This is a genomic window from Bacillus sp. VT 712 (assembly GCF_001614195.1).
Lineage (GTDB): Bacteria > Bacillota > Bacilli > Bacillales > Bacillaceae_H > Priestia > Priestia flexa.
The window spans coordinates 19237-28649 of sequence record NZ_LWBK01000039.1; the positions used below are offsets into that span (position 1 = coordinate 19237).

At 38.5% G+C, this 9413-nt stretch carries 10 protein-coding genes and 2 pseudogenes; 6 read left to right on the top strand and 6 right to left on the bottom strand.

The genetic code is table 11. The features are described 5' to 3' along the window. Nucleotides 1-288 precede the first annotated feature (288 nt). Nucleotides 289-573, bottom strand: coding sequence for a putative quinol monooxygenase (locus A2U94_RS16410; RefSeq protein ID WP_025908313.1), 285 nt, complete (start codon nt 571-573; stop codon nt 289-291). A gap of 368 nt (nt 574-941) precedes the next feature. Next, a pseudogene (locus A2U94_RS16415) lies at nt 942-1436 on the bottom strand (SMI1/KNR4 family protein); the annotation flags it as partial. Between the two features lie 226 nt (nt 1437-1662). Between A2U94_RS16415 and A2U94_RS16420 the strand changes: the two are divergent. Next, nucleotides 1663-2472, top strand: a complete 810-nt coding sequence (locus tag A2U94_RS16420; RefSeq protein ID WP_025908311.1) for a hypothetical protein — start codon at nt 1663-1665, stop codon at nt 2470-2472. A gap of 335 nt (nt 2473-2807) precedes the next feature. Here A2U94_RS16420 and A2U94_RS16425 read toward each other — a convergent pair whose 3' ends face one another. Beyond that, a complete protein-coding gene (locus A2U94_RS16425; RefSeq protein ID WP_025908310.1) occupies nt 2808-3290 on the bottom strand; it encodes a glutathione peroxidase in 483 nt (160 codons plus the stop codon). 275 nt (nt 3291-3565) lie between these two features. Between A2U94_RS16425 and A2U94_RS16430 the strand changes: the two genes are divergently transcribed. After that, complete coding sequence (locus tag A2U94_RS16430) at nt 3566-4564, top strand: tRNA dihydrouridine synthase (RefSeq protein ID WP_025908309.1); 999 nt, start codon at nt 3566-3568, stop codon at nt 4562-4564. Between the two features lie 83 nt (nt 4565-4647). On the opposite strand, the gene A2U94_RS16435 is transcribed toward A2U94_RS16430, so the two are convergent. Continuing rightward, nucleotides 4648-5538 (bottom strand): hypothetical protein, encoded by an 891-nt coding sequence (locus tag A2U94_RS16435; protein WP_144594370.1) that lies wholly within the window; start codon nt 5536-5538, stop codon nt 4648-4650. A gap of 216 nt (nt 5539-5754) precedes the next feature. Here A2U94_RS16435 and A2U94_RS21910 point away from each other — a divergent pair. Next, a pseudogene (locus A2U94_RS21910) lies at nt 5755-6188 on the top strand (ferritin-like domain-containing protein); the annotation flags it as partial. Beyond that, nucleotides 6174-6644: a DUF2202 domain-containing protein gene (locus A2U94_RS21915; protein ID WP_353611597.1), complete on the top strand. Its 471-nt coding sequence runs from the start codon at nt 6174-6176 to the stop codon at nt 6642-6644. The pseudogene A2U94_RS21910 and the gene A2U94_RS21915, both read left to right, overlap by 15 nt. Nucleotides 6645-6732: 88 nt before the next feature. Here the strand turns inward: A2U94_RS21915 and A2U94_RS16445 are convergent, their stop codons facing one another. Next, nucleotides 6733-7350: a TetR/AcrR family transcriptional regulator gene (locus A2U94_RS16445; protein ID WP_025908104.1), complete on the bottom strand. Its 618-nt coding sequence runs from the start codon at nt 7348-7350 to the stop codon at nt 6733-6735. 171 nt (nt 7351-7521) lie between these two features. Here A2U94_RS16445 and A2U94_RS22160 point away from each other — a divergent pair, with 171 nt between their 5' ends. Beyond that, entirely contained in the window at nt 7522-7647 is a 126-nt protein-coding gene (locus A2U94_RS22160; RefSeq protein WP_258954128.1) for a hypothetical protein, read from the top strand. 52 nt (nt 7648-7699) lie between these two features. Here the strand turns inward: A2U94_RS22160 and A2U94_RS16450 are convergent, their stop codons facing one another. Then, the gene (locus A2U94_RS16450) at nt 7700-8485 is read right to left on the bottom strand and encodes a tyrosine-protein phosphatase (RefSeq protein ID WP_025908105.1); all 786 of its coding nucleotides are present in this window, start codon (nt 8483-8485) and stop codon (nt 7700-7702) included. Between the two features lie 204 nt (nt 8486-8689). On the opposite strand from A2U94_RS16450, the gene A2U94_RS21920 reads away from it, so the two are divergent. Further along, on the top strand, nt 8690-9148 hold the full coding sequence (locus A2U94_RS21920; RefSeq protein WP_025908106.1) for a hypothetical protein: 459 nt from the start codon (nt 8690-8692) through the stop codon (nt 9146-9148). The last annotated feature ends 265 nt before the right edge of the window (nt 9149-9413 follow it).

The following is a 9413-nucleotide window of genomic DNA, read 5'->3' on the forward strand; positions in this document are numbered from 1 at the left end:
TAAAAATTTCAACGGCTTGTTCATCATTTAAGCGTTCCAATTCCTGCCTCAATGTCATTTGCCTCTTTCTATATTGATTATCACTATCCCACTGGAAGTTGGATAGATGATCTGAAAGCATGATGCCAAATCGGTAATTCCCGATATTAATATATTAGCCATCTGGTCCTTCCAAATCAAATGATTTGTTTCGAAGGAGATACAGCGAAAAGTTCCCATCTTAAAAAAACCACTAAAAAACCCGCAAACAACAGGTTTTCCGACGGTTCCGCCACTCCATCTTTGAACTTATTCCATTATTTTCAGCTTATATACTTCTCTATTTGATACAAGGTCTGCAATATTGTTCCTGTATTCCTGATAATGAGCAGACTGAATATGGTATTCCAGCGTTTCCTCATCCTTCCACACTTCATATAAAACGAAAGTTTGGTCTTCAGATTGGTGCAAGTCATACTTTATACAACCTGCCTCTTCCCTTGATGCCACTTGTACCTTTTTGAGCTTTGATAATAGTTGCCCCTGCAGGCCTTCTTTTGGTTTTAATACAGCAGCAATTACAATATGCTCCATTTTCACCCCCCTTAATAATGAGTAGTTTGTCTTTCTTTTATAAATTTTTTAACGTGGCAGTAGAGTTTATGTCCCTCCCAGCACCGTGTAAAAAATATACCCTTTTAAATCTCTTATCCGCTTCAATTTTGTAAGCTTTTAACTGTTTACTCTTAACTTTTTTAGTATAACCAAAAAGTTGAAGCTTGTTTCAAGTAGTCTTGTAATTCTTTATCCAAGGCATTTTTAATCCATCTTATTAATCATTTTTGGTAACTTCCTTTAGAAACTGTTTGCTTGTACAGAAGTTCGTACAATCTAAACAAACATTTGCGTGAGGACAAGGTCCAGCGATTATTGGTAGACGACAGGACCGGACTGTTCATTGTTTCGTCCGGGTCATACACAAAGCGAATGATTTGACCACTTACCCCCTCTGGAGAAGGATTAAAGTCAATATAGAGCCTTGATGTTCCGCCATTATTCATACAGTCTGCAAAATGAATATAGGTTTCAGGGTGAAGTCCGTCTGGATTGATTCTAGGATCAACGTCTTCCTCGTATTCCAACAGGTACGAAACGTCCTCTTCTTCTTTTGAACTATCGAGCATTTGCTGCGTAGATAGTAAATAGTACGGATATCTCCCTTCTTCAACATCTGAACCTAGCATATAAACGGCAATTTCATTTTCACCGTATTTACGCCAATATGTACCATCAATCTTTTCAAGTAGTGTGATTAATGATTGGGGACAATTTGGATACGTTGATTTTAGTAAGTCTATATCCTTTTTTGTAGCACCACACGCTGTATTTAGTTCTGCAAGATCACCTGTTGGTAACGCTGCTTTTAATCTCGTTACAAAATTATTTACTAAGTCCATTACCTTATCCTCCTATAACGATAGCCGCTCTTATCATGAGCAAGCTGATTTCATTTTGAGCACTTTCTTCTCTCTTATAACGTACGCTTAGATTACTGCACGCTCCATACTTCTAAACTATCATTAATTCCCTTATCCTTAAATAATTTTCCATAATTTGTTACCTTCATGTTAAAATCATTCTAGATGTTTTAATGCATTTCATACAAGGAAACGAGGAAACAAAATGACGAAAGCGAAATGGCTACTGATTTTTCTGTGCGTAATGGACTTGGGACTAGTAGCTATGCATCTATCAGGCTATTTCTTTCTCTCTTTGAAACCAACGGGTTATGTCATTCCTTTAGTCATCAATATGATCTTGCTGTTTTTCATTAATAAAAAGCTGTGGGTCCGTTTAGGACTAGTCGTTGGCGTTCCGGCCTTATTTATACATGGTTGTATGGTTTTGTTCATGGAATATGGCTACACAAAGATTGATTCACCCCACGATAAAAGATCTCTTATGATTGAGTATCGTCACGTCACTTTAGGTGAGACAACGTATTTTTATCACTTTTATAAAACACGATTTGGAATAATTGGTAAACTTCTCGACGATCAATCGGTGGAATTTATGGTTCGAGGGCCAGAATATCCTGTTGAAGAAGGGGCTGAGGCAGCATTAGGAGCCCATAACCCAACTTGGATTTCAAAAGATATTGTCCGGTTTAACTCATGGAAGGGAGCAAAAGATGTGTATTTAGCCTCTTCTTCATCAGCGGTAAGCACAAAGGAAATAGACAATTTCATACTGAAAGCAAAAAGCAACAGTGACGGAGAGACAATAACCATTAACGGGATGGATTTCATCACCCGGTATGATAAAAAAGCCGGTCAGCGTTGGATTGATGTTGTAAGCGATGGTGACGAAGGGCTAATACCCAGACAGCAGTGCTCCCGGATTGTACGCAACGAGGAGCGCGGATATTATATGTTAGAAGAATGTACGCATCAGTGGGAGTATGAGCTATATCCTCTTACGGACGGACAGTAATATTATGAGACCGAGACATAAGTAGTTCAGCCTCTACTATACCTGAACGATTGAGAGTTCATAACTTTTAATCGTTCAGATTTTTTGGTTGATTGTGAAAACAATGTTGGAAACAGGGTGGAATGGAGCGTAGGACACTCGACTCCTGCGGAAAAGAGAGGGAAAACGGAGATCCCGCAGCGCAGCGAGGAAGCTCAGGTTCCTCCCCGCGGAAAGCGAGTGACCGTAGCGCAATGGAACGAACGTGTTGAGACAAATCAAAGAGATGGGAACAGCGAGTGTTCGTCTTTTAGAAGCAATCATTTTGTTATGTCCCAAACTCTTTTAATCTTTCTCTACAGCGCTAACTGCTTCACAATTTCTTTCTCAATCTTTCTCGGCTCCACAGTTGGCGCATAGCGCTCTAATACATTACCTTTCTTATCAACAAGAAACTTTGTAAAGTTCCACTTGATGTTTTTGGACAGGAGACCCTTTTTTTGATTCTTTAAAAACGTAAACAGTGGATCTTCATTCTCTCCGTTCACGTCAATCTTCGAAAACATTGGGAAGATTACGCCATAATTGAGCTGACAGAACTGCGTTGTTTCATTAATATTATCGAATTCTTGGTTGTTAAATTGACTGCATGGAAAACCTAAGATTTCTAAGCCTTGTTCTTTGTACTTGTCATATAGCTCTTGTAATTCTTTAAACTGCCCTGCCAAACCGCAGTGACTAGCGGTATTCACAATGAGCACTACTTTTCCTTCATACTCTTTTAATGCTTGTTTTTCCCCATTTGTCTTTTTTACCGTCAAATCGTATAAAGTCTCCATTCAATTTCCTCTTCGATAAATATTGTACGCTATTTAATTTTATAAAATTTCTATTGAGAATTCAATCATTTTCCTTTTCATCAGAAACCACAAGACCATTTAAATAACAATTTCCAGCACAACAAGATGCCTCGTTCCCTTGCACTTTTTATTTAATACGATTAAAGTATATAGTGGTTGAATTTCTTCTATAGTAGAAATCAGCTCTCTAACAATCATTTCACTTTTTAATTTCGGGAACGCGTTTCCCTTTAAGGAAAGGGTTTAGATATACAATGAAAGATAATTTTTGGCATGAGTTGCCTCGTCCGTTCTTTATTTTGGCTCCAATGGAAGCCGTAACGGATGTTGTGTTCCGTCACGTGGTGACAGAAGCAGCTCGACCTGATGTGTTTTTTACAGAGTTTACGAATACGGAAAGCTACTGCCATCCGAAAGGAAAAGATAGCGTAAAAGGACGCCTAACGTTCACTGAAGACGAGCAGCCAATCGTTGCGCATATTTGGGGAGACAAGCCTGAATACTTCCGTCAAATGAGTATTGGTATGGCTGAAATGGGCTTCCGAGGCATTGATATTAACATGGGCTGTCCTGTACAAAACGTTGCAGGAAACGGAAAAGGATCCGGCTTGATTCGTCGTCCAGACGTTGCGGCAGAGATTATCCAAGCGGCTAAAGCTGGGGGACTTCCTGTCAGCGTGAAAACGCGCCTTGGCTATACAAAAGTCGACGAGTGGTACGACTGGTTAAAGCATATTTTAGAACAAGATATCGTTAACCTATCTATCCACCTTCGTACGAAAAAAGAAATGAGCGACGTGGACGCACACTGGGAGCTAATCCCAGAAATCAAAAAGCTTCGTGATGAAATTGCGCCTCATACGCTTCTTACGATTAACGGCGACATTCCTGACCGTCAAAAAGGCTTGGAGCTTGCGGAAAAGTACGGTGTTGATGGAATCATGATTGGACGCGGAATTTTCCACAATCCATTTGCTTTCGAAAAAGAAAAGAAAGAGCACACAAGTGAAGAGCTATTAGATCTTCTTCGCCTGCAGCTAGATCTTCACGATAAATATTCGAAAGAATTAGAGCCACGCCCATTCAAACCGCTTCGTCGCTTCTTCAAAATCTACGTTCGTGGATTCCGAGGCGCAAGTGAGCTACGAAACTTACTTATGAGCACAGAAACGACTGATGAAGTACGTGATTTGCTTGATGAGTTCAAGGATCGAACTGGTATGAAGGAAGACGAAGGTTTTTCCATTAAGTAATCTTTGTTTTACTTAAAAAGTGTCAAAACAAAAAGCTGAGCCTACATGAGGTTCAGCTTTTGTTTTTGATAAATCAAATTTGCTTATTCACTAAAGCCGTCTTCCGTTAACGCATAGTTAATGCGCGCGAATAAATTGTTGGTTTCTTGTCTCGCTTGGGCATATACCTTTTCAAATTCCGCTTTATTTTCAGCAGGATTCTCAAATTTACCTACCTGTCCCCACATTGCTTGAACCATTTTCATGTTTTCAAAAAGCTCATAGTCTAACGGAGTTTGCGGAGCCGGTGCAAAAACAAGGGGTGCGCCTAGTTTTTCTAGCTCTTCTTGTCCTACTACAAACGCCGGGTGATCATATAAGTCACGGTCCATCGCAGTTTTAATATCATTCATTGTCGGTCCGACTAAATAAAGCATCTGCATCATGCCTCGCTCTAAGTTCGTCGCTTGTTCCCATGTTCTATACTCAGAAGGATCCGTGCCTTGGAGCTGCGTTGGCTGATTGGCTAAAATCAATTTATAGATTTGATCCCTTTCGGCTTGATTTTGAAGCTGATATGCTTGTTGGCTTTCTGGATTAATAAATACATCACTGTAGTTTGTGATGTTTGAAACCTTTGAAGATGACGTACTGCTGACAATTGTTCGGATTGGCTCTTCCGTTAAGCTAAAGTAAATTCTTCCCGTCTCGTCCATATAGTTTTCAACTAGTTCTTGTTCTGTAAGATCTTTTTCGTAATATGGTGAATCAATTGAAACCGTTGGGATTCGAAGCTGGTCCATCTCTTCTTGGGATAGTTCCACTTTTGAGGTTTCTTCTTTTGAACTTTCCTTTTCAGTTTCTTTTTCTATTTTTTCTTCATTCTTTTGCTCTTCCGCAGCCGCTGTTTCTTTCGCTTGTTCTGCACTCTCGTCTTTACCGCAAGCTGCTAGTAGTAAGCTTGCAGCCGCTACAAGTAACCATTTTTTCATCATGTTCGCCTCACTCGTCCGTTTTTTTCTCAACTTAAAAAGTATATCACTCATAAATTGAAAATTATGGATGATTTGTAAAAACAGGAAAATGGCATTAAGGACTAGAGCGAATATCATACGAATTAACTAATCATTAAGTCTTAGAAAATAGTCATGCACGATAGCCCGCTTTACATACATAAACTGTATGAATTGCAAATGCAGGGAGGACAATCTATGTATTCATATTTTCATGATTTTTATCGAAACACCTCAGATACAAAGCTTTTAAGCGCTATTCAAAAAGCTATTAACGCAGAGTATAGTGCTGTTTCGTGCTACGAGAAGTTAGCTAAACTAGCACCTACAAAAGAAGAGCGCAACAAAATACGTGAAATTCAAAAAGATGAAAAACGACACCTTGAAGAGTTCACCAGAATTTATATAGCGTTAGCTGAAGACAGCCCGCTTATCAAATCACTGAACAATGTCCCAACAATTATAAAGATGGCATTGAGTTTGCGTTTAAAGACGAGCAAGAAGCTGTGGATTCTTACTTAGATATTTCAGACAAAGCGCAAGACCTTACGATAAAAGATCGTTTTCGACGAGCAGCCTCAGATGAGCAGAATCACGCCGTATGGTTCTTATATTTTATGAAAAACCCAAAGCCTTCTTCGTCTCAAAGACAGCTTGATGATTACGGTGCTAAAGGAGCATTAAACGCACCATCACTATCGTTATCAGAAATGCTGACGTATGCACTTCAAGACGAATACCTAGCTCAGGCTAGATATAATAACGTTATTACAACGTTTGGTCCAGTACGGACGTTTGTCCAAATCAAAGAAGCAGAACTACGCCATATTGATGCATTACTGCCACTATTTGATCGCTACCAAGTACCGATTCCTGATGATACCTCTCAAAACCTTGTCAAAACTCCAGCAAACCTCAAAGCCGCATATTCAGCAGGTGTTCAAGCAGAAATCGATAACATCGCGATGTATGAACGCTTTTTGACATTCGATATTCCAAGTGATGTACGAATGGTCTTTTCGCAGCTACGAAACGCATCTGTAAATCATTTGGCTGCTTTCGAAAGAGGAGTTGCATCCTTCGGCTAGAAGCTTATTTATCTAACAAAAGGCTAGACTGACAACAGTTTAGCCTTTTTGATATGAACATCATTCTTACACAGGCTTTCTGGCCACTTTATTTTTTCAAACCAGCAGCAAAAAAAGGACCGTTAAAAGTAATAATTGAAAAGATTTTAGCCATTTCTTCTGGAGATTCTTTTCGCCCACTATTAAGCCACTGTTGGATTACTCCTATGTGTGCAGAAGCTATGTAAGAAGCTAAATAGTCTCCTGGAACAAGGAAATTTTCTTTCCGAACAAAGTCAAAGGCTTCATTCTCAAAGATTTCTTTCCACATAAACTTTTTTAATCTCGTCTGAAAAGTTAAATCTCCGTTTGGACCTAATAACGCTCTCATAAAACTACTGTTTTCGTTTAGATATTCAAAGATTACGATTGCAATGGAAGACGGGACGGCTATCGGTGAATCCTCCTCTAGAGAAGCAACAACGCTTGGGAAATTTTCTTTTACAATAGTAGAAAGCTCTAGCATCACTTCATCTTCACATTTCTTCATTAAATCAAACTTATCCTCATAATGCGCATAAAAGGTGCCTCGATTGATGTTGGCTCTCGTTGTAATATCTTTCACTGAAATAGCGTCGAACCCTTTTTCTTCAATTAATTCAATGAATGCATTTTGAATGGATTCTCTTGTCCGAACAATTCGTAAATCCAAATGTTGATTTTTCATGGTATGTCCCCCTTTATTTTATCCAACAGATTGCTAAGCAGTGTTCCATAACCGACACATCCTTGAATTTTGATTATTGAACACTTATTACATGAGGTATAGAATTTGAACAGAACTAAAATAAACAACAGGTTGTTCATTATTCTATCAAAAGTATAAGGAGGACGAAACATGTTTAAAAACAAACTACTCTTACTTTCACCTATTATTGTATTTGGCATCATCAGTGGAATTATGATCCTACTTTCTACGTTTAAGCCACAAGCTGTTAACGAAAAAGTGGAGCTTGAACAGTAATAGGAATATAAACAAGCCGAATTCAGTTTGAATCCGGCTTGTTTATGCTTTGTTATTGACCTTCGTTTGATGAAAGAAACATTTCGTTTAGCTGCTCTAAACAACCTCTTGGAATATTACACCCTTTTTCTAAATATGTCCCAATATCTCCGTACTGCTTCATTATTTTTTGATAAACATCTTCAAAGTACTCACGCCGCACTTCTAACACGGGCCTAATTTGCTCAGGGGAAATTCGAAATAAGCTCATCCACCGAATAAATGACTCAGTTCTTTTCATCTTCGCTGCAATTAAGTCATTTGATTTTAAGTATTCATCGATTACCGTTTCATATGGAACGCCTAGATATAGTTGAATAATGGCAGCGACAAACCCAGTTCGGTCCTTACCACCCGTACAATGAATAAGAGCTGGCACTCGATTTGCATCTGACAAGAAGCAAATAATTTCTTTCATTTCGTCATGACAGCCAAAAGCCATATGCTCATACATATCTCTCATTATTTTTTCAAAATCAACGGTAGTAGATTTGCTCACAAGAAATTTTAAAAACTCAAAATGGGTAAACTCCTGGCTTTTATCATGAATTGATACAGATAATAGCTCTATATCAGGTCCCGGCTGCACTCGACTAACCTTTGATTTTTGTTCAGACGGCATTCTTAAATCACAGATTGCTTTAATATTCAGCTGACGAAAGGTCTCAATATCTTGTTTCGTTAGCTTTGATAGATCTTCAGAACGAAACAAAATTCCTTCTTTCAGCTTTTCCCCATTCTCTGTCACCACTCCGCCAACATCTCGAAAGTTAAATAGCTTTTTAAAGTTATAGTTCATATCGTTTCTCCATTGTTTGTGATATTTGCTTTTCTTTATTCTACGATAGAGTACAAAAATACTGAACTGTTAATTAAATTCACTCTTTAATTCACGTTAAATGACTGTATTTCTTCAGGATAAAATAAATTATATTAATGATACTAGCCTACCCTCCATATATTGTAAATGGATTAAATTCTAATAGCTATAGGGGGGAAAACTATGGGCAACCAAGATTTTTATAGAGGCCCGGCCAATGGTTATCAGGGTTCAATTGAGTCCATTGAAGCAGAAGTCAGGGCATTAAAGCGTCACCTAAAGAAGATGAGCCGAGAAGAAAAGCGTCACTCAAGCAAACGAGACCAAAAGGAATCCCCACAAGAAGACTTTGAAACAGATGATGAGATTTTACCTAAAAATCAATTATTCCTAGAGGTCCTTGGTGAAGAAATACTGATAACCATGGATTCTGATCAATATAACTTATTCGGTCAAACTTTTCGTCCCATTTTTTGTGGAAAAGTAGTGGACGTAACAAATGGATTCATTACTCTAAATCCCGTCATTATAAAAATGCAAAATGTTCCATTTCATCGTTTTCCTATTCCATTAAGTTTCGCAATCGAACAAATTTCCAATTTCACACCGTTTGATAGTAGTACACAGTTCCCTATTCCATAATTCGGTTAAAGCTATTATTTAAAGGAGCATTCCTGTTAGAAGGATTTTCGGGGACTTGAACAAAAAAGAGCCCTCTTGGTATGATACGGGGTGTCAAATCATAGCGCGAATTGACCCCTAACTTAGTTAACCAAGGAGGCCTCCAAAGTGGATTTTAAACAAAATCAGAAAATAAATCAAGTCACCGAGAATACACTCGTAGTAGGAATTGACATTGCCAAGCGAAAACATTTTGCTTGCTTTGTAGATGATCGTGGTCGGGTGC